The sequence below is a fragment of the Pseudomonas sp. FG47 genome (assembly GCF_057809115.1).
In genome coordinates, this window is sequence record NZ_JBMDJI010000046.1 from 16394 (window position 1) to 36694 (window position 20301).

Annotated in this window: 11 protein-coding genes; 3 read left to right on the plus strand and 8 right to left on the minus strand. The window is 64.8% G+C overall.

What is annotated here, in order from left to right; genetic code table 11:
- Positions 1-30: 30 nt before the first annotated feature.
- Positions 31-684, minus strand: coding sequence for an oxygen-insensitive NAD(P)H nitroreductase (gene nfsB / locus ACODS5_RS22365; RefSeq protein WP_134692997.1), 654 nt, complete (start codon positions 682-684; stop codon positions 31-33).
- 103 nt (positions 685-787) lie between these two features.
- Here nfsB and ACODS5_RS22370 point away from each other — a divergent pair, with 103 nt between their 5' ends.
- Together ACODS5_RS22370 and ACODS5_RS22375 are read left to right on the plus strand one after the other, a co-directional pair.
- Positions 788-1708, plus strand: a complete 921-nt coding sequence (locus ACODS5_RS22370; RefSeq protein ID WP_489109679.1) for a LysR family transcriptional regulator — start codon at positions 788-790, stop codon at positions 1706-1708.
- A 34-nt stretch (positions 1709-1742) separates the two neighbouring features.
- Positions 1743-2357 (plus strand): LysE family translocator, encoded by a 615-nt coding sequence (locus tag ACODS5_RS22375; RefSeq protein WP_489109680.1) that lies wholly within the window; start codon positions 1743-1745, stop codon positions 2355-2357.
- A 49-nt stretch (positions 2358-2406) separates the two neighbouring features.
- Here the strand turns inward: ACODS5_RS22375 and ACODS5_RS22380 are convergent, their stop codons facing one another.
- A complete protein-coding gene (locus tag ACODS5_RS22380) occupies positions 2407-3615 on the minus strand; it encodes a sugar transporter (protein WP_134693000.1) in 1209 nt (402 codons plus the stop codon).
- 208 nt (positions 3616-3823) lie between these two features.
- Between ACODS5_RS22380 and ACODS5_RS22385 the strand changes: the two genes are divergently transcribed.
- On the plus strand, positions 3824-5140 hold the full coding sequence (locus tag ACODS5_RS22385; RefSeq protein WP_489109681.1) for a WD40 repeat domain-containing protein: 1317 nt from the start codon (positions 3824-3826) through the stop codon (positions 5138-5140).
- Positions 5141-5251: 111 nt separating this feature from the next.
- On the opposite strand, the gene ACODS5_RS22390 is transcribed toward ACODS5_RS22385, so the two are convergent.
- From ACODS5_RS22390 to ACODS5_RS22415, 6 genes are all read right to left on the minus strand, one after another.
- Positions 5252-5989, minus strand: a complete 738-nt coding sequence (locus tag ACODS5_RS22390; protein ID WP_489109682.1) for a hypothetical protein — start codon at positions 5987-5989, stop codon at positions 5252-5254.
- Positions 5990-6204: 215 nt separating this feature from the next.
- Entirely contained in the window at positions 6205-6939 is a 735-nt protein-coding gene (locus ACODS5_RS22395; protein WP_489109683.1) for a hypothetical protein, read from the minus strand.
- On the minus strand, positions 6936-14429 hold the full coding sequence (locus tag ACODS5_RS22400) for a two-partner secretion domain-containing protein (protein ID WP_489109684.1): 7494 nt from the start codon (positions 14427-14429) through the stop codon (positions 6936-6938). Before ACODS5_RS22400 ends, ACODS5_RS22395 begins: the two co-directional genes overlap by 4 nt.
- A gap of 21 nt (positions 14430-14450) precedes the next feature.
- Positions 14451-16157, minus strand: a complete 1707-nt coding sequence (locus ACODS5_RS22405; protein ID WP_134693005.1) for a ShlB/FhaC/HecB family hemolysin secretion/activation protein — start codon at positions 16155-16157, stop codon at positions 14451-14453.
- Between the two features lie 101 nt (positions 16158-16258).
- Complete coding sequence (locus tag ACODS5_RS22410) at positions 16259-18472, minus strand: TonB-dependent siderophore receptor (protein ID WP_489109685.1); 2214 nt, start codon at positions 18470-18472, stop codon at positions 16259-16261.
- A gap of 197 nt (positions 18473-18669) precedes the next feature.
- Complete coding sequence (locus ACODS5_RS22415; protein WP_134693007.1) at positions 18670-20088, minus strand: short-chain fatty acid transporter; 1419 nt, start codon at positions 20086-20088, stop codon at positions 18670-18672.
- Positions 20089-20301 lie beyond the last annotated feature (213 nt).

Genomic DNA, 20301 nt, shown 5'->3' on the forward strand with positions numbered 1-20301 from the left:
CACCGGCAGCGCCGGTGCCAACCGCCGCCATCAGAGGAAGGTGAACACCTCGGCGGCCGGCAGGCGCGACTTGCTCAACTCGGCGTTGAAGTCTTCCTCGCTGCGATAGCCCAGGCTCAACAGCACCACGCTGGTGTAGCCACGCTCACGCAGGCCCAGCTCGGCATCCAGGGCCTTGGCATCGAAACCTTCGATCGGCGTGGCGTCCAGCCCATGGGCGGCGGCGCCCAGCAACGCAGTACCCAACGCCAGGTAGACCTGCTTCTCCATCCAGTGTTGCACGTCCTTGAAGTCATGCCGGTGCAGGTTCACATAACCGCGACGCGTCTGGTCCTGGGCGTCCCGCGACTGCTCCGTGCGAAAACGACCGTCGCTGGCCTCCTGCCGCAACACCGCCTGCAGGTGGGCTTCGGTCATCTCGGTACGGGCGGCGAACACCAGCACATGGGAGGCATCGCGAATTTTCGGGCTGTTGTAGGCAAAGCGTTCGTCGGTGGCCTTGGCCAGGCGCGCCTTGCCTTCGGCGCTGTCGGCGACGATGAAGTGCCAGGGCTGCGAGTTGACCGACGAAGGGCTGTGGCGCAGTTGCTCGAGCAAGGCATCGATGGTGGCCTGGGGGATCTTGCGGCTGGCATCGTAGGCTTTGGTGGTGTAACGGCGCTTGGCGAGAGTAACGGTGTCCATCTACGGCAATTCCTCAAGGGATCGTGAATGAGGCAAATCTTATCTTCCCGCCACGAAAGAAAAACCAGCACAATGCAGCAACACTTTCATCCCTGGAGTGAAAATGCTGCGTATCACCGACCTGGAACTGTTCACCCGGGCCAGCGCCCTGGGCAGTTTCACCGCGGCCGCCCACGAGGCCGACCTGCTGCCCGGCCAGGTGGCGGCGGCGGTCAAGCGCCTGGAGCGCGAGCTCGATGTGCGGCTGTTTGCCCGCACCACCCGCAGCCTGCGCCTGACCGCCGAGGGCGAGCTGTACCTGCCCACCGCCCAGCGGGTGCTCGAAGCCCTGCGCCAGGGCCGTGAAGACCTGCATGGCAGCCACAGCGGCCTGCGCGGCGTGCTGCAGGTGGCGGCGCCTTCGGACATGGGCCGCAACCTGCTGCGGCCATGGCTCAGCGCGTTTCGCCGCGAGCATCCAGGGCTGGGCCTGCGGTTCTTTCTCTCCGACCAGTTGGCCGACCTGTACCGCGACCCGGTGGATGTCGCCATCCGCTACGGCCTGAACGAAGACGCCAACTACATCGCCCTGCCCCTGGCGCCGTGGAATCGCCGGGTACTGGTGGCCTCGCCCGATTACCTGGCCCGCCATGGCCGCCCGCGCGGCCCCGACGACCTGCTGCAGCACGACTGCCTGCTGTACCTGCAACAGAGCCGGGTGTACGACAAGTGGCGCCTGGGCAACCGTACCGTGCAGGTGCGCGGGCCGCTGTTCAGCGACGACGCCGATGTGGTGCGGCGCTGGGCCCTGGAGGGCGAAGGGATCGTCTACAAGTCGTGGCTGGATGTCAGCAGCAACGTCGTCGCCGGCGAACTGGAGGTGCTATTGCCCGAGCATCCGGGCGAACTGACCCCGGTGACCCTGGTGTGCCCGCACCGCAAGCAGCTCACCCCCGCCGTGGCGCAGTTGCACCAGTGGCTGGGCGAGCGCTTCGCCTCCCTGCGCCCGGAGCAGATGTTGCAGCGCCTGGCGCCGGGCGTATAGTGCATCCACCGCCGACTGCAAGGAGCTGCCTGCGATGCCAAGCCTGGAATTTCTGCTCACCGCCCTGATCATCGTGCTGATCCCCGGCAGCGGGGTCATCCTCACCGTCTCCAGCGCCCTGGTGGCCGGGCGCCGCGCCTGCCTGTGGACCGCCTTGGGCTGTACCTCGGGCATCGTCCCGCACCTGCTGGCCTCGGTGCTGGGCCTATCGGCGCTGCTACACACCAGCGCCCTGGCGTTCCAGGGGCTGAAGTTCGCCGGCGTCGCCTACCTGCTGTACCTGGCCTACGCCACCTGGCGCGATCGCGCGGCCTTCGCCGTGGATGCCAAGGCCGCCCCCGCCAGTGCCGGGCAACTGGTGCTCAAGGCCTGCCTGCTGAACATCCTCAACCCCAAGTTGACGCTGTTCTTCCTGGCTTTCCTGCCGCAGTTCATCGACCCGCACGCGGGCTCCGCGACCGTGCAGATGCTCGGCCTGAGCGCCGTGTTCATGGCCATGACCTTCGTCGTGTTCGTGCTCTATGGCCTGCTCGCCCACCTGTTCCGCCGCGCGGTGATCGACTCGCCCAAGGTCCAGGCCTGGCTGCGCCGTGGCTTTGCCGCCTCGTTCGCCGGGCTGGGCATCAACTTGGCGTTCGCCCAGCGCTGATGGCTGCACAATCGTTCCAGGCTCTGTATGAAAAGTCTTGAGACGAAGGTCAGGCCGGCGGATGCCCCAACGCCTGGCGAAAGCGCCGGGTACTGGCCAGCGCCAGCAGCAAGCCGACCACGGCCACGCTGCCGCCCACCAGGCCGATGTGAGCAACGCCCGTCTGGCTGCTGACGATGCTGCCGAGCAAGGCGCCGCCGCCGATACCGATGTTGTAGATGCCCGAGAACAGTGCCATGGCCACATCGGTGGCGTCCGAGGCCAGCTTGAGGGTCTTGGATTGCAAGGCCAGGCTGAAGCTGAGGATCGCCACGCCCCAGACCATGCTCAGGCCAGCAAAGACATAGAAGTTGCCCGACAGTGGCAGCAGCAGCAACAGGCAGGCGGCCAGGGCGCCGATCGCCCCGACCAGGAAGCCATGGGGATAGCGGTCGCTGTAGCGGCTGAACAGCAACGAGCCGAACACGCCGGCACCGCCGAACAGCAACAGCAGCAGCGTGGTGCGCTCGCCGCCGATCTGCGCCACATGCAAGGCGAACGGCTCGATGTAGCTGTAGGCGGTGAACTGCGCGGTGATCACCAGGGTCACCAGCGCATAGGTGATCACCAGCGCCGGGCGCTTGAACAGGATCGGCAGGCTGCGCAGGGAACCTGAGTTCTGGCTCGGCAGCAGCGGCAGCGACTTCATCAGGCAGAGCATGGTCGCCAGGGCCACACCGGCGATGCACAGGAAGGTGATGCGCCAGCCCAAGGCCTCGCCCACCACCCGCCCCAGCGGGATGCCCATGACCATCGCCAGGGTGGTGCCGGTGGCCAGCAAGCCCAGCGCCTTGGCCTGTTGCCCGGGCGGCGCCACGCGCACCGCCAACGAGGCGGTGATGGCCCAGAACACGGCATGGGCCAGGGCGATGCCGATGCGGCTCACCAGCAGCATGGCGAAGCTCTGCGACAACCACGACAACAGGTGGCTGAGGATGAACACCAGGAACACCAATAGCAGCAGGCGCCGCCGCTCGATGTTGCGAGTCATCAGCATCATCGGCAGCGAGGCCAGCGCCACCACCCAGGCGTAGATGGTCAGCATCAGGCCGACCTGCGCGGTGCTCATGTCGAAGCTGCGGCCGATATCGCTGAGCAGCGCCACCGGGACGAACTCGGTAGTGTTGAAGATGAACGCCGCCAGCGCCAGGGCGATGACGCTCAGCCAGCTGCCGTTGCCGGTGGTGGGGGGCAACGAGGTGGGTACGGGACCATTCATGGGGAAAAACTGTTCTCCGCGGACAAGGCGATATGACGCGCCCCACCTGCCCGCTCCAGGCCCGGTGACGCACGTTTTTTATTGAAAGGATGCCCGGCATGGTACGCATCAAGCCCGGGCCTCACAACCACAGACGCGGACGGAGTACCATGCACCGTTTTGATGCACCCTTCCTGACAACATTGCGGAACAAGGAGTTCGATCCGCCATGAACAAGCAGCACCCCCAGCAGCAGTGGCGCGAGGCGGTGATCGCCTATGCCGAGGCCGTCAACCAGTACGTCGCGCAGGGCCGCGCGCACGGATGGGACGACCTCGCGCAGCCGCCGGCGCCGACCACCGGGCACCTGCTCGAGGCCTGGCAGGCCGCCTTGCTGGCGATTAACCGGCCGGGTGTCGACGAGCCGCAGCGCCAGCTGTTCCGCGAAGCCTGGCCGCCCGCGCACCTGCCGCTGCTACCGTTGCTCGACGAACAGGCCCAGGGGGTCGGCCCCCTGTTACTGCTGGAGGACGGCAGCCTGCTGGCGCGGGTTGGCCCGCCCCAAGACAAGGGCCAGGTGCTGCGCATCGACGCCCACAGCGTCACCCCGGTGATAGGCATCAACCATTTCGGTCGCTGCCCGCAGCGACGCTACTATGCCCTGGCCAACGCCGAAGGGGTGCGCGTCACCGATGGCTGGGGCGGCCCGCTGGTGGCGCGGTTGGCCTGGCCCCACGGCCTGGAAGGCCTGCCCCCGGGCTATCCGTTCGAACCGCTGGACCTGCCGCCGGCACCCATCACACTCACACCCTTCCCTGACGGCCAGCGGGTGCTGTTGGTGAGCGGCGACGGCATCTTCGTACTCGCCGCCAGCGGCGCCACCCGCCTGCTGCCGCGCCAGGAAAGCATCCTCGACGACCTGCAGCGAGGCGTCGACCCGGACGACATCGACCTGGGCCTGGCCATGGCGCACGCGGCCCTGGCCCCGGATGGCCGGCTGATCGCCCTGGGCGAACAGCGCGGGCGTCATCTGCTGCTCGACGAACAGCTGCAACCCTTGGCAAGCATTGGACCGGCCAGCGAGTATGCGCATTTCGCCCTGTTCAACCGCCGCGGCGATCAGTTGCTGCTCAATGCCTGCCACCGCTACCAAGGCGCCAGCCTTGGCGTGCGTGTCGCCGACCTGCCCGGGCTGGACACAGCGCCCGGCAGCGACCATCCACGCACGCCGCTGTTACAGCAAGGTGCGCGCATCTATGCCGGCGTCGCCCGCGACGGCGAGTACATCGTCGGCGATGCCCATGGCTACCTGCGCGCCTTTGGCGAGGACGGTGGCGAACACTGGCAACACTACCTCGGCTCGACCATCAGCGCCCTGGACATCAGCGCCGACGGCCGCACCCTGGTGGCGGCCAGTCACGCCGGCTTCATCTCGTTGATCGCCCTGGACAGCGGCCGGCCGCAATGGCAGATCGGCACCGGCGCCCACGCCGAGGTGCGGCGCTGGGTGTGCTGGAAAGGCTTCGACACGCCCCTGGCCTGGTAACCGCGGGGCGCCTTGCTTGCTGCAGAGCAGTCATGGTCCGCTGGCAGGCCGCCACTTGCATGGCTGCGCCTGGGGCAAGGGACGCTTGATCGCCGGGCGCGCGCGACCCCGTCAGCGACTGCACTGCACGCGCTGGGCGGGGTGCTTCAGCGTACGGTAACCCAGCAGCGACACCGCGCCCGACAGCAGCACCAGCAGCAGTACCAACTCGTGGCTGTAGCGCGCCACCCAGGCGGGGAAACCGACGAATTCGCGCACCACCTGGATCTGCGCGCTGGCACCGCCCTGATGGATACTGATACCGCCTTGGCGGATCTGCGAGTAGTCCGAGTCGAAATACACCCAGACCTTGGCGTCGCCCTGGGCATCGATGAGCGGGATGTCGATCAGGTTGGTCGACGTCGGGATCAACGTGTCGTTGCCAGCGGCATCGCGCACCTGGACCAGGCCTTTGGCCGGCAGGCGGATCTGCACGTCCTGCAGCGCTTGCTGGCGCGGGTTGTTCAATTCGATGAGCAGGCCGGTGCGGTGATCCACCAGGCCGGCCTCGAAGGGCCGCGCGAACAGTTGCAGGTAGGGTGCCTGGGCCAGTTCGACCAGCTTGTCGACCTGCTGATGGTCGAGATTGCCGGCGCCGATGTTGCCGACGCGCTCGTGCAGGCGTTCGTACTTGAGCAGGTCGTTGGCCTGGGTGACGCGCTCGTTGAACTGGCCGGGGTAGGTCAGGTGGGCGTAGGTCAGGCGCGCCTGCAGCCGGTCGTCGTCACGCAGCACCGTGTAGAAGGCCGCGACGCAGGCCGCCACGACCAGCGACGCGGCCAGTGTTTTACCGACTTTTTCCCAGCTCACCTTGAGGGTTCCTTGTGTTGACGAGACGCAATGGCTGGCAAAGGGTGCCAAGAAGCCGAGGCTGGGGCAAGGGTTGATGGGCTTTGACGTCAATGAAATGCTGAGGGGAGGCGCTGGGCCTCGCGATACTCGCTTGCCGCCATCGAACGACCAGAAAGCATGCGGCCCACCAATGCGGCCACCTGCTTTCTGGCTAGCGGGTGGCCCATTGCGCATTACGCGGGGTAGAGAAACGCCCTCAGCTGCTGTTGAATCTGCGCAGTCGAGCTGTCGACAAAGCTACCCGCAGCGGCTACCAAGCTGATCACCCCACCGTCCAGCACCTGGGTTGTCAGCGCCGGAGCCTGAAGCACCTGATCCTTGCGCGCCTCCCCAGTGCATTTCCAGAATCTATCGCCGAGCCACATCTGGGCAGCGACCGCTTCGACATAACCCTCACGCAACGCCCAGCGCCCTGGGTTGTCGGAAACGTCGATTTCCAACTGTTCCAACGGGAAAGGCAGCCCGTTCGAGCGCTTTGCCAGGTGTGAATGGTCCTTGCCAACGGCGTCATACTGGAGTGGGTCCTTGGCGTTTTGCCAATAGTCATACTCCTGGTCGACAACCCAGGCTTGCACGAACCCGGGATGCTGCATGAACGCCTCGACCCACACAGGCCAAGGTCCTGCCGCACCCGGCACGTGCTCCGCGATCAAGAGATAGTCGTGCAGCCCGCCCAAGACCGCGAAACGCAACTCCAAGCCATTGCACTGCACACCACTGGGCCAAGATGGCTTTTGCAGGACCTTCTTCTTGAGCGTCGCTAGCGTCGTCGCGCGCCCATGCACCGAAAACTGTGGTTCGGGAAAAAGCCGCTGCAGAACCTCGATGACGCGGTCAAACACCGCCTCGGCAGAGATGCATTCTGGCGCGAACACGATCTTGAGCTGTTCAAGCCTGCGATCAGTCATTTAAATTCCTTGATAATCACGGTGACGTTGTTATCGGCACCAAATTTGACGAGTTGCTGTGCGGCATTCAGACCACCTGGCTGAACCCGAATGTCCAGCACCATCTTGGCGAGTTGACCATCAACCTTGGCGCCATTGGTCCCCAAATCCAGAATATGTTCCTGCATCCGCGGCAGCCAAGTAGTACCGGTTGTATTGACCGACTTCAGGCTGACAAGGGTATTGCCTTGTTGGAAGTCGACCAACGGGAAATACCCACCACGTTCCTGACCTACGTTGTACCAACCCTTGCCCGGAGCATACTCGGTCTTGGCCAATTGAGCCTCGATGAGGTTGCCCCGTTGCGTGGGCGATTTTGCCCAGATACTGGCAGCGTTCTCCAGCGTCTTCGTTTGCGTCGCGCCACTGGCACCGAACCAGGACTTTATCGACTCGATGATGCTTGGGCCATTACGCGCCAGCCCTCGCAAGGCATTGGCCCCTGAAAGAACCGCCCCGGCGAGCTCGAACTTCTGCTCGACATCCAAGCGTTCCTGTTCAGACTCGGTGTATTTGAAAAGGTCGTCATCAACCTTGAAATCTTTCCTAAACTGATCGACCAGCAGTTTCGCTTGGGGATTGAGTGTTTCTATACCCTTGCCATGCTGCGCCGATACTTCGAGGGCATCCAGCAGATCCTGCTGACTGACCTTGGAAGCATCACCTTTGCACTCCTTAGGCACTTTGGTGCAGGCGTCGATGATGGCCTTGGCAAATGCCTCGGCGTTCTTGCGATGCAAGTAGTGGTTGTACTCGGTTGCCGACTGTGCAACCTGCACTCCTTTTTCCAACTCGCCATTCACTGCCGCGGCGGCTACCAGCCCGGTCAACTGCGACAACATCATGTGCACTTGCTCGTTGCCCTGCGCTGCCGACGAGAGGGCATTGACCATCGCCTCGTTGAGACCTGCCGCCGCTGCCCCGGTTTTGAAATCACCGCCCGTGGCTTGCGCAATCAGCCCACCCACGATGGCGTGGGAGACGATCTTCGGCAGACTGCCACTCTCGAAACTGATGGTCTTGTCGCCCACCCACTTGAAGCCGGTGGCCATGGCAACCGTACTGGCCTCGCCGGCCAGCGAGCCCAGCAGGTTGTCCTTCAGGCTGCCGCCGTTGATTGCCGTGGAGATACTGCCGCTGATCACCGCCCGGCCACCCACCCGCAGCGCGACATCGGGGGCATTGCTCCAGGTCAGGACATTATCGGGCGTGGATGCGACCGGCAGTGCTTGGCCATTCTCAATGTTGACAGCCCCGTTGTTCGCCGCATCCCCGGCCTTGAACCACTTCTCGTCGGCGAACTGCAACGCCCCTGCGACCGCCATGGCCGTCGCGGCGCTCTTGAGGCTTTCCTTGCTCAAGGTTTCCTTGAGCGCCGCGCCCAGGTCGCCTTTGTTGTTGATGGTACTCACAGCCCCGGTGGTCGCCAGGCTAGTGGCACCCGCCAAAGGTACCCCGCTCAAGCCGAAGCCCGCCGGCCCCATCACAGCTGCCATCATGATCGCGATCGCCAGTTGCGCCGCAGGCCCTAGGCCTGAGTTGGCGTACTTGAAGCTGGTATGGATTTCCTCTACCTGGCGCCAGTCAACGCCCCCCTGTGCCTCAAGCTGCTTGAGCCAGGCCAGCGACGGGTCGGCCTTGACCATCGAGTCGATCGACTCACTCACGGTCTTCTGGTTGATCTGCCGCACATCCGCATGAATGGCGCCGACAGCATTGATCACCAGCTCGCCCTTGGCCTGCATCTGGGTCTGACGCAAGGTTTCGTCGGTACTGCCCTTGCCCTTCATGCTGAACCAGCCAGCATCGGACTTGGATTTCTCGTGGCTCTCCTGATGCAAGTCCTTGACAGCGGCGAAGGTGATATCACCGCCACTGTGCAAGGTCAGGTCACCACCGCTATCGAGCTTGGCCACCTGATACAGCTGGTCGCCCTTGCTGACCAGGCGCAGATCGCCGCCGCTGGTGATCTCGCTGCCGACATGAGTAACCTGGGTGACTTCGTCACGCTGGGTTTGCTTGGCCCCCCAACCGCCCTTTTTCTTCATGTCGTAGAGCGTGTAGTCGCGCTCTTGCCCGGCGATCAGGTTCAGGTCGTTGCCGGCATAGACGTAAGCTTCATCGCCGGCCTTGAGCTTGCTGGCCAGCAGATTGACGTCGTTGCCGGCGACCACATCCAGGTTCTCACCGGCACTCAGGCCAGCGGCCACCAGACGGCTGTGTTCCTCGACTTCATGGACTTTCTTCTTGCCCTTCTTGCTGCGGCTGTCGATATCGTGGGAGTCCACCCCGGCAACCAGGCTGATATCACCTACCGCGCTGGCTTCCAGGTTCTTGCCAGCCTTCGCGGTACTGGCCTCGACATACAAGTCATGCCCGGCCTGGAGGGTCATGTTGCCTGCAGCCTCCAAGCTGGAACCCAGTTGGGTCACTGTCTCCTCGGTGCGCAGGCCGCGACGCAGGGCCTCACGGGTAACGGTTCGATCCTGCACGGCAAGCAGGTTGATATCTCCACCCGCCTTGGCGCTCAGATCGCCACCGCTGCTGATACGCCCCTTGTTGGTCAAATCGCCAGCGGCGTCGAGATTTACCCCTGTGCGCCCACTGATCATGGCACCGGCATCCACCCGCGTGGCACTGCCAGCGCCCACGCTCACCTGGGTCGCGGTTCGGTCGTTGACGATATCGCCCTTGAGCGACACCAGGTCGACCTGGTTGCCGCGGATCTCGCCAGCCAGGGCATTGCGAATGCTGTCCTGGGCCAGCAGCGCCAGGTGCTCGTTGGCTTGGGCCAGGCCACCTTGGTAGAGGCTGCCCCCGACCACGGCACTGAGGTCTTTGCTGGCGCGCAAGGTGCCGACGCTCTTCAGGTCGCCGCCGGTGACCAGCTCCAGGTCACGGCCCTGCACCAGGGCGCCGCCACGCAGGTTGCGCGCGTCGACCTTGGCCAGGTACAGCACCGGCGCCAGCACCTTCTGGCCATCGACCACGCGCTCTTCCATCCACACGATGTCATGGGTCAGGGCCGCCACTTGCTGGCTGGTCAAGCCCACGCCCACGCTCAGGCCCAGGGTGTCCTTGCTGGCCAGGGCGTTGTCCATCAGGTACTTGAACTGCTCGTAGTCGCTGCCCAGGCCATCGGCGAGGAAACGCTGGCCGGTCTGAGCCCGGACCGCGTCGGCGACCAGGCGCGTCTCGTAGCGCCCGTCACCGAGGCGACGCCAGGCCTTGTCGGCGTCGAAGCCGAGCTGGCCAAGCATGTAGTCCGAAGCCATGAAGCGGCCCAGGTTGGTCAGTTCGGGGTTGGACTCGACCAGGTAGCTGGCGTTGGGGCTCTGGTTGCGCACGAACAAGCCATACTCGCCCTGGGGCAGGCGGAAGCTCGACAGTGCGGTGGGGTCAACGCTCACGAACGGCGCGCCACTGAAGTCCACCGGCACGAAGCGCACCTGGGTGCTGCCATCGGCAGCGATGGTCTCGATGCGCTTGACGTCCTTGGGCAGCCCTGGGTCGCCCGCCTGGGTGCCCAAGGTGACGCGCACGCCACCGGCCGCCGCGGCCGCGCTGTCGATGGCCTTGCCGGTCAGTTGCGCGGTGTTGTGCGCATCCAAAGTACCGTTGACCAGTTCACCGCTGACATTCAACGCCACCGTGCCGCCGGCTTGTACCGTACCGGCATAGGCGGTATGGGTGCCGGGCAGGATCCGACTGTTGGGTTTCTCGGACGGATACATGGTCACGGCGGTTGGGATCGGCGCCTGCTCCTCGATGGGCTTGCCGGCGTTCTGGGCGTTCCAGGCGTTGGTCGCCGCTTCGGTGACGCGGTAGGCCCCCTTGCTCACGCCGTGCAGCCAATAGCTGACCTCCTCGATGCGGGTATCCAGGGTCTGGCCGCGGTTGTAGAAGTTCTGTGCGCTGGCGCTGAGGTTGCCGTTGGCCGCCAGCAAGCTCTGGCGGTTGTCGACGGTCTGCGCGTCGAGGGTCAGGTCGCGGTTGGCCAGCAGGCGCGCGGCGGGCGAGTCGCTGACCACCGTGCCTTTGTAGGTGGTGGTGACAATATAGGAGCCAGTGTGGCTCTTACCGCTACAGTCGGTGCAGTTGATGCGAATGTAGCGGCTGGCGATGGTCTCGCCGGGAACGAACTTTTCCTTGGCGTTCTCCAGCGAGTCCACCTTGATATCGACATTACCCTCGCTTTCGATGCTACCCGACAGGTTCTGCAGGCTGGCTGCGCGGCCACCGGCAAGGGCGGCGAAACTCAAGTCGCCTTTGCTGTAGATATCAGCGTATCGGTTGAGCAGGCTGGCGCCACGCAGCTCGAGCGGGCCGCCGGCGAACAGCAGGCTGTCCTGCTGGTTGCTGATCGCGCCGTCAGCGCGCAGTACAGCCTTGCCCTGGGCGCCCAGGGTGCCTTGGTTGTCGATGCTGGCCGCCCGCACGTCCAGGGTCTGACTACTGGTCAGGCGCCCACGGTTGCTCAGGTTGCCGCTCAGCTGGATCTCCATCGGCCCAGCGCTGGCGATCCGACCGCCGTCCTGGATCAGGTCGGCGCCGCTCAGGCGCATGGCCTTCTGGCTGGAGAACAGCCCCTGGTTGACCAGGTTGGCGCTCATCTCCAGGGTCAGCTTGCCGTCGCTGAGCAACTCGCCGGCATTGACCAGATGGTCGCCGGCCAGGCGCAGGTCGCTGGCGCTGGCGATCCGTTCGCCGGCCCCCAGAGCGATGCTCTGCAGGCCGCTGATATCCAGTTGGCCATTGGTGTGCCAGGTACCAACAGTGTCGGCGCTGCCGATCGTCCAGGTACCGGAGCCCAGACCCGTCACGCTGCCCTGGCTGCCGCTGAAACTGCCGGCGTGCAATACCAGCGCGCCCTGGCCGCCATGCTCCAGCGAGCCTCGCTGGTTGAGCAGCCGCGCCGCGGCGACATCCAGGTCGCTGGCACCGCTGGCGATATGCCCGTCACGGTTGTCCAGCTCACCGCTCAGGGTCAGGTGGCTCTTGCTGCCTGCATGGGCGATCAGCCTGCCGTTCTGGCTGTTGTCCAGGCTCTGGCCATCGACGCCGATGCTTTGGCTGGCTTCGATCAGGCCGTTGCGGTTGATCAACCGCTGCACGGTGAGCTGCTGGTTGCCGGCCAGGCTGGTCAGGGTACCGCCAGTGTTGTCGGCATCACCCGCCACCAGGGTGATGGCGCCAGCGGTCAGGCTGCCTGCCTGGTTCTCCAGGCGGCCATCGTCGAGCAGCAGTTCGGCCAACGAACCACCGGCCAGCAGCTTGCCGTGCTGGTTGTGCACGGTGCCCGCCTTGATCAGCAGCCCGCCGCTACCGGCCAGAATCTGGCCGTTGTCCTGGTTGTCGACGGTGTTGCCGCTCAGCTCAAGACGCGCGCCTAGCACTTGCCCGGCGCGATTGTTCAACAGGCCGGTGCCAGCGTCGAGGCTGACCGCCTGCGTGCCCACCACCACACCGCTGCGGTTATCGACACTGGCGGCAGCCAGCTGGATGTTCGCCGCCGTGGCCTGCAGGCGCCCGCCCTGGTTGTTCAACGCCCCTTCGAGCTTGGCTTGCAACAAACCTTTTTCTGCCACCACCCGGCCATGCTGGCTGTTATCCAGACGCTGGCCGTCAAGGCGGACACTGTCGCCCAGCATGGCGCCGCCCTGGTTGAGCAGTTCGCCCCCTACCACGTGCAGGTGTGTGCTGGCCTGCAACGTGCCGCCATTGTTGTTCACCTGGTCGGTGGCGGTGACAGTCGCGGCCCCTTCGTTGGCAACGATGCTGCCGCCTTGGTTATCGAGGTGTCGCAGCGTGGCATCCAAGGTCTTGGCCACCAGGGTCCCGCCCTGGTTGTTCAGGCCGACAGCCTTCAACTGCTGGTGGCTGGCGGAAACCTTGCCGCCCTGGTTGTTCAATTGGTCGACATCGAAGGTCACCTGGCCGCTGCTGGCGATCAGGCCCTTGTCAGTATTGTTGACTTCACCGGCGGTGACGCTCAGTTGCGCGCCCCCCACCAGTTGCCCACGCTGGTTGTCCAGGCGCTCGCGAGCGACCACCGTGGTGCTGCCGTCGCTGCTCAGCACGCCGGCCTGGCCGTTTTTCAGCAAACGGCTGGTGACCTCCAGCTTTTTGTCGGCGAGCACCTGGCCGCCGCGGTTGTCCAGCGTGTCGCTGACCAGCGTCTGGCGTTGCCCCTTCAGGGCGCCGCCCTGGTTCACCAGGGTATCGGCGACCGTGACCGTCAGCGCGCGGCTGGCGACCACCTGGCCACTGTTGACCAACCCTTGGCTGGTGAGGCTGAGGTCGGCGCTTTCGTTACGGCGCTTGTCGGCCTCGACCCCGGCTTCGATCACGCCATGGTTGCGCACCTGGGCGGCATCGACCGTCATCTGTTGTCGCGATGCCAGGCTCTGGCGCACCTCGAGGTCGCCACTGCTGCGCACGGTGGCGGTGCCAGCGGCGTAGGCGTTGCCCGTCAGCTCAGCCGCGCCAGCCTTGATCTGCAAGTTGCCAGCGGCACTGGCGTTGCCCAGGACCAGCTGGCCACGGGTGTCGATGTCCAAATCACCGGCGTCGACCGCCATGTCGCCGGCCAGCCGCACCCCCACGCCCTGCTCGGTGCCGACCAGGCGAATCGCCCCGGCGTACATGCCGCCCAACGCGCTGCTGTCGATGGCCAGCGCCGGTGCCGTGCTGCCGTCGTCGGCGCGAGCAGTGGCCTTGAGCGTGTCGGCATCGACATCGTTGCGGCCGGTGACGATGTCCAGTTGCTGGGCATGCAGCCGGGCATTGATCTTGGCGCTGCGGGTAATCAGCTCGAAGCGTTCGATATTGCTGGCATTGAGCCCCTTACCTTCGATGGCGATGGCGCCGCCGTCGACCTGGTAGCGCCCCACCTGGCCGTTCTCGATAATCGGCTTGCCGGTGCTGAGAGTGACCCGCGGGGTGTTGATGAAGCCACAGCCGTCGCAGGTGATGCCATGGGGGTTGGCGACAATCACCCGGGCGCCCTGCCCGGCCACCTCGGTATAGCCACGCAACTGGCTTGGGTTGGCGCCATTGACCTCGTTGAGGATGGTGCTGGCGGCGTGGCCGTGCAGGTTGGCGTTGCCGAGGATGATCCCGCCCAGCTGGGTCGATTGGGTGCGCCCGGTGGCATTGTTGAGGATCAGGCCCTCGCGGCCGACGTTGTAGTCGCTGAACTGATTATGCGACAACCCGCTGGCATTGGGCGCGGCGATGTTGACGATAGGCACGCCATTGCCGGCCTGGCCAAGGCTGGTACCCGGGGCACTGACCGCGATGCCGTCGGCCTGGGCCCAGATCGGTTGCCAGAACATGACATTGGCCATGAGCAACGCCAGGCCGCGCCTGGGCAGGCCGCAGAAGCGCTCACGGGGCTCAGGCGCGGCCGAGGGTTGGCGCGCCAGGAAAGCAAACAGACGTACGTCCATGTAGGTACTCGCGAATCAGGTTCAGATGAAGAAGTCGAGGCGGAAGAACACCGGGCGTTCTTTCTCGGTGAGCACCCCAGGGCGCTCCAGGGTATGGGCGAAGGTCACGCTGGTGCCGACGTGCTCGCCACGGGCGAACAGTTCCAGCGAGTGGCTGCTGGCGCGGCCGTGGTACGCCCCGTTGTAGCGATCATTGCTGATCACCCCCAGGTCGTAGCCCAGCCCCAGGCCGTATTGGTTGAACACCGGACGCAGAGGCGCCCAGCCCACTTGGCGGGTCCAGCGCAGGTCACTGCGCCAGTAGCCGCCACTGTCCCCCGACAGCGACTGCTCGCGCAGGCCACGCACCGAGGCCAGGCCGCCCAGGCTGATGCGCTGGGGGCTGAACAACACGTCTTCGCTGTGCTGACCGGTGGCCATGCTGCTCAGGTTCAGTTGTTCGCCCCACAGGTCGAACGCCTGCACGAAGCTGACGGTGGCGCTGTACTTGCGATACCGCGCCACCGGCTCACCTGGCCGTGGGTGGCCGTTATCCTGGGCATCGAAGGCGCCGATGCCCTCCTGCACGCCAAGGTCGAGGTTGACGAAGGCATTGCCCAGGCGACGGCCGTGGTTGATCCCGAACTGGGCTTCGCTCAGGCGGTTGCTGCTGCCGCGCAGGCGGCTGGACTCGATGTAGTTGTTGGTGCGCAAGTGCGAGAGGCCAGCGCTCAGCGAGGTCTTGCTGGTGCTGTCGCGATGGACGACCCGTTCGGCGCGGACCTGGTGGCTCTGGCTGTCGCCGCTCTGCTTGAATTCGTGGCCCTGGGCGAAGATCGGCGAGCGGTACTCGGTCTCGCTGTAGCTGTAGCTGAAGTTCCACCAGCCCCAGGGGAGGTTGTAGGAGAGCATGCCGTTCTTCGAGCCCTGGGTGTGGTCACTGACCACATCGTGGCCACCGCGCAGCACCAACTGGTCGGCCAGGCCAAGCGGGCTGTCCCACTCCAGGCCCAGGTTGAGCATCTGCTCGCCGGTACTGGGCTGGCCCTCATTGTTGCGCGACAACGAAGCGCGCCAAGGCTTGCTGGCCTGGTTGCGCACTCGCACCTCGGTACCGCCCACCTCGTGCCCGGGGGTCAATTCCATTTGCGCCTGGTTGGATGGCAACCGATTGAGCTGGTCGACCATCTGTTCGATTTCCCGCAGGTTCAACGACTGCCCGGCGCTGCCTGGAAAGGTCATGCCCAGTTCACGCTCGGTCAAACCGCTGCCCGACTCCAGGCGCAGCCCTTCCAGACGCCCTTCCACCACCAGCACCCGCAGGTGGCCGCCGGCCAGGTCCTGTTGGGGCAGGTAGGCACGGCTGGTGACCATGCCACGGTCCAGGTACAGGTCGGTCAAGGCTCGCAGCAGATCGTTGAGCCGCGACAGTGGCAGGCATTGGCCAACAAACGGCTTGATCACCCGGTCGCGTTCGACCTGGGACAGGCTGACGGCGCCCTTGAGCTCGATGCTGCGCACATCGACGCAACGCTTGTCCTCGCGCTGGGGCTGCGGTGTCGAGTCTTGCGCCTTGCCTGGCAAGTTGCGCAGCTCCTCGAGGCGACGCTGCTGCTCTTCGAGCAGACGGTTCTGCCGCTCGCGGATCAGGTCCTGATCACCGGGCGAGGCCAGTGCGTCGGGACTGAAGACACTGCAAAACAAGATACACAGGGCAAAACCATGCGCATGGCGAGAACTGAGCGCCATTGGCCCATCCTTGGAAAGTGCGTGAAAAGGGCCGCGATATTATTTAGACATCATCTTGACGTCAAATTAATATCGCGACACCACCTCCCATGCGCGCCGGCCTACAACCGCCAGTCCAGGCTGACCATCAGCGTGCGCGGCTCCCCCATGTAGACCCCGTTGTAGAAGCCGACATTATTGAAGTAATGCTGGTCGAACAGGTTCTTCACGTTGACCGACGCCGACAGGTGCTCGTCGAAGTGATAGCGCCCCATCAGCCCGACCACGGCGAACGCCTGCTGGGTGATACGGTCGGGGGTGGTGACGATATTGCCCTTGGCGTCGCGGCCAATCGGGCGCCGCCCGGCACCGTAGGTGTCGCTCTGCCAGTCGAGGCTGCCGCCCACTGTCAGCTTCGGCGACAAGTTGTACGTACTGGACAAGCGCACCAGGTTCAGCGGTTGTTCGGTGTTCTTGCGAGTCTTGTCGCCACTGGCGGCATGGGTATAGCTGTAACCCAGGCTCATCTGCCAGTCAGGCAGGATTTCGCCGGCCAGCTCGGCCTCGAAGCCCTCCACCACCACGCCCTTGCCACCAGACTTGTAGTACTGCTGACCATTGGGCCCGAGCGGCACCGAGTCATCGAGCTCGGGGACATTGTCCTGCTTGCTGCGGTACACCGCGGTGCTCAGGTGCGCGCGGTCGTCGAACAGGCTGCCCTTAAGGCCCACTTCGTAGACCTTGCCGACAATCGGCTCGAGGAACTTGTCGCTGACATCCTTGCGCGTCTGCGGATTGAAGATATCGGTATAGCTGGCATACACCGTGTACTGCTCGGTCAGGTCGTAGAGCACCCCGGCATAGGGCGTCCACTGGTCGTTCTGGGTCTGCTGGCTGCGGCTGGCGCGGGTCAGGTTGAGGTTGGCATCGTAGTTCCAGCTACGGCTTTCGCTCTCCCAACTGCCGTAGCGGCTGCCGAGCACGAAGTGCAGACGGTCGGTGGGGTTGAGCCGCGTGGCCAGGTAGCCGGCCTTCTGCCGGGTATACGAGCGCGAGGCGTCCAGGCCACTGTCGAGGTCACCGAACTTGGGGATCGCGCCCATGTACTTCCAGTCGGCGATCTTGCTGTAGCCCGGCGGGTCGCTGCGGCCGGTGTAGAACGGCGAGGTGCTGCTGAGCTTGGAAATCCCGTAGCCGACCATGAAGTCATGGCTGCGGCCGAACAGCGCATAAGGGCCGGCCAGGTTGAAGTCCACCGCGCTCATCCGCTCCTGTCCGGAGAAATGCGAGGTCCAGGCATTCATGCCACTGCGGTCGGCGGCAGGGAAACCATTGCCACCGTAGTACACCTTGCCGTCACTGTCGCTACGGCGCTGGGTGTAGGCGGCCTTGAGCAGCCAATCGTCGCCCAGGCGCTGATCCAGGGTGGCGAACACGGTCTGGTCCTTCAGCGGCCAGGACGACCACGGGGTCGCCAGGTTGGTCGAGCGCGCCATGTGCGCCTTGCCCCCCTCGGCGTTCCAGTACGGCACGGTGCCCCAGGACGCGCCCTGTACATGCTTGTTCTGATAGTCGTAGCCAACCGCCAGCACGGTGCTGTCGGTCAGGTCCGCCTCGAGGATGCCGTAGGCCACTTCGCGCTGGCTGGCGTACTTGTCCATGAACGACTGGCTGTCGCGGTAGGCCAGCACGGTACGCCCGCGCAAGCGCCCTTCCCACCCCAGCGGCCCGCCGACATCGAGGTAGCCACGGTAGTTGTCGTAGCTGCCAGCACTCACCCCGGTCTGTACCGCCAGTTGCGCGGTCGGGCGCTTGCGCACCATGGCGATGGTTCCGGAGGGGTCGCCCGCGCCAGTGGTCAGGCCAGTGGCGCCACGCACCACCTCGATACGGTCGTAGATGATGGTATCGGAATCGGACTTGAGCCCGGAGAAGGTATTGAGCATTCCGTCGATCTGGAAGTTGTTGATCGCGTAGCCCCGGGAATAATAAGCAGGACGCTCCGAGTCACTGCGCTTGACGGTGACGCCTGTGACCTGGGCCATGGCTTCGGAAAGCGAGTCGAGGCGAAAGTCATCGAGCTGCTGGCGGGTGAGCACCGAGACCGACTGCGGTGTGTCCTTGATCGACAAGTTCAGGCGCGTGGCCGCGCTCATGCTGCCGGTGGTGTATGAGCCGGTGTGCTCCGTGGTGCTGCCCAGGCCCTGGGCGAGAATCTCGGTGGCACCTAACTCCAGAACACCGTCCTCGGCCTCTTCAGCCAGGACCAATGGGCTGATCACGGTGGTACACAGACCCAGGGCCAGGGTCATTGAACGGCTGGTGGGCGCGAACATCGCTGCCTTTCTCCTTGTTCGATTCGAGGGTGTCCTTGGCTGCCGGTGAAAGGCAGCCATAGGAGAACGATTCGCGAATGCGAAACATTATCGAATAAAGGAAAGTTCAGCCATTTTCGATTTTTTGGATTGTCTTCACGACCTTGGGCTGCTGCGCAGCCCTGGTTATCGAACTAATCCAACGCAACGCGGAACACTTACGGCATCACCGGCGGCACATACTGCAACGTTGTGCCCAGCGCCCACAGCAACACCAGCACCAGCGGCACATGCACCAGCAACTGCACGAACGAGAAGCCGATCAGGTCACGCGCCTTGAGCCCCAGCACCCCCAGCAGCGGCAGCATGTAGAACGGGTTGATCAGGTTCGGCAGCGCCTCGGCGGCGTTGTAGATCTGCACGGCCCAGCCCAGGTGGTACTGCAGGTCGTTGGCCACCAGCATCACGTAGGGAGCCTCGATGATCCACTTGCCGCCACCGGACGGGATGAAGAAGCCGAGCACTGCCGAGTACACCCCCATCAGCAGCGCGTAAGTGTCGTGGGTGGCGATCTGGGTGAAGAACAGCGAGATGTGGTGGGCCAGGGTCTGGGCATCGGCGCCCTTGACCTGGGTGAGGATGGCGGCGATCGAGCCGTACAACGGGAACTGGATCAGCACCCCCGTGGTGGTCGGCACGGCGCGGGCCACGGCATCGAGGAAGCTGCGCGGACGCCAATGCAACAGGGCGCCAAGCATGATGAACAGCAGGTTGTAGGTGTTCAGCCCGGAAATCGCGGTGATCGCCGGCTTGGTAGCGAACTCCTGGTACAACCAGCCGCCCGCCAGGGCCACCAGCAGCAGGATCAGGATCGGGCTGTATTCCAGCCACTCACCCGGGCGCGTACGCTGGGGCGATGGTGGTGCGCTGAAGCTCGGGTCCACTCCACAGTCCTGCGCGCTGCGGGCGCTGTTCGGGCCAGGTGCGGTGGCATAGGCGACGATCAGCGAGACGATCACCAGCGCGGCGAGCATCACCCCGGACTGCCAGAGGAAGATGGTCTCGGTGAACGGGATCACCCCGGTGATCGACAGGATCGACGGCGGCAGGCTGGCCGGGTTGGCCTGCAACTGCGCGGCCGACGACGACAGGCCCAGCGCCCAGACCGCGCCCAGGCCCAGGTAGGCGGCGGCGCCAGCGGCACGGTAATCCATCTTCAGGTCGGTACGGCGCGCCAGAGCGCGCACCAGCAGGCCGCCGAACACCAACGACAGGCCCCAGTTGAGCAAAGACGCGAGCATCGAGATCAGCGCCACCCAGCACACCGCAGAGCGGCCGTTCTTCGGCAGCCGTGCCAGGCGGTCGATCAACCGCGCGGCAGGTGGCGAGCTGGCCACCACATAGCCGCCGATGACCACGAAAGCCATCTGCATGGTGAACGGGATCAGGCTCCAGAAGCCATCGCCAAAGGCCTTGGCGGTATCGGTGGGTTTACCGCCCATGGCCAGGGCGCCCAGGGACACCAGCATCACGGCCAGGGCGGCGAACACCCAGGAGTCGGGGAACCAGCGTTCGGCCCAGTTGGAGCAGCGCAGGGCAAAGCGCGCGGAGCGGCTGTCTTGGATATCAGCGGCCACGATGTTTTCCTTTTATTGGTTTTCTTGGATACACCAGCAAAAACACAAAACCCCTGTAGGAGCGGCCTTGTGTCGCGAAAGGACCGCAAAGCGGCCCCTCGATCTCAGCGCTGGCGCCAAAATCGTGGGGCTGCTGCGCAGCCCTTTCGCGACACAAGGTGAACTGGCCTAATGATTTTGGACACCTTCTTCGGGCGCTATGATGGCGCCCAA

Bases quoted from the DNA above. Each gene is read 5' to 3' on its own strand.
- nfsB (WP_134692997.1), bottom strand. From the start codon at position 684: ATGGACACCGTTACTCTCGCCAAGCGCCGTTACACCACCAAAGCCTAC.
- ACODS5_RS22370 (WP_489109679.1), top strand. From the start codon at position 788: ATGCTGCGTATCACCGACCTGGAACTGTTCACCCGGGCCAGCGCCCTG.
- ACODS5_RS22375 (WP_489109680.1), top strand. From the start codon at position 1,743: ATGCCAAGCCTGGAATTTCTGCTCACCGCCCTGATCATCGTGCTGATC.
- ACODS5_RS22380 (WP_134693000.1), bottom strand. From the start codon at position 3,615: ATGAATGGTCCCGTACCCACCTCGTTGCCCCCCACCACCGGCAACGGC.
- ACODS5_RS22385 (WP_489109681.1), top strand. From the start codon at position 3,824: ATGAACAAGCAGCACCCCCAGCAGCAGTGGCGCGAGGCGGTGATCGCC.
- ACODS5_RS22395 (WP_489109683.1), bottom strand. From the start codon at position 6,939: ATGACTGATCGCAGGCTTGAACAGCTCAAGATCGTGTTCGCGCCAGAA.
- ACODS5_RS22400 (WP_489109684.1), bottom strand. From the start codon at position 14,429: ATGGACGTACGTCTGTTTGCTTTCCTGGCGCGCCAACCCTCGGCCGCG.
- ACODS5_RS22405 (WP_134693005.1), bottom strand. From the start codon at position 16,157: ATGGCGCTCAGTTCTCGCCATGCGCATGGTTTTGCCCTGTGTATCTTG.
- ACODS5_RS22410 (WP_489109685.1), bottom strand. From the start codon at position 18,472: ATGTTCGCGCCCACCAGCCGTTCAATGACCCTGGCCCTGGGTCTGTGT.